This window comes from Actinocorallia lasiicapitis, assembly GCF_054778695.1.
This window is the reverse complement of sequence record NZ_BAAGZI010000849.1, coordinates 1-741: the sequence shown is the minus strand read 5'-3', so window position 1 is coordinate 741 and position 741 is coordinate 1. Positions and strand designations below refer to the sequence as shown.

Genomic DNA, 741 nt, shown 5'->3' with positions numbered 1-741 from the left:
CGCGGGCCGCCGAGCGTTCGGCGGGACGCTGGGACCCCGAGGGCACCGTCATGATCACCGGTGGGACGGGGGCGCTCGGCGTCCTCATCGCACGGCATCTGGTGCGGCAGCGGGGCGTCCGGCGGCTGCTCCTGCTGAGCCGGAAGGGACCGGCCGCGCCCGGCGCCGCCGCGGTGGCCGAGGAGCTGACGGCCCTGGGCGCCGAGGTCGCGATCGCGGCCGGAGACGCGGCCGAACCGGCCGATCTGGCACGGGCCGTCGCCGGGCTGCCCGCCGCGCACCCGCTGACCGCGGTGGTGCACAGCGCGGGCGTCGTCGCCGACTGCACCCTGACCTCCCTCACCCCCCGCAGGCTGCGGCAGGTGTTCCGGCCGAAGGTCGACGCGGTGCTCGCGCTGCACGAACTGACCAAGGACCTGCCGGACTGCGACCTCGTCCTGTTCTCGTCGGTGTCCGGCCTCATCGGCGGTGCGGGGCAGGCCAACTACGCCGCGGCCAACGCGTTCCTCGACGCCATGGCGCACCGCCGCCGCGCCCTCGGCCTGCGGGCCGTCTCCCTGGCCTGGGGCCTGTGGGAGTCCGGCGACGGGATGGGCGGCGAGCTCGGCGCGGCCGACCTCCGGCGGCTCTCCCGGATGGGGCTGGCCGCGATGACGGTCGAGGAGGGCCTGGCGCTGCTCGACGCGAGCCTCCACCAGCCCGAGGCGCTGCTGGTGCCCGTCAAGCTGGACGACGCGGCGC

The 741-nt window shown here is 76.9% G+C and carries 1 protein-coding gene; it reads left to right on the top strand.

What is annotated here, in order from left to right; translation table 11 throughout:
* A partial coding sequence (locus ACYVE7_RS35070; RefSeq protein ID WP_460370987.1) for a beta-ketoacyl reductase occupies positions 1 to 741 on the top strand: 741 nt, incomplete at both ends.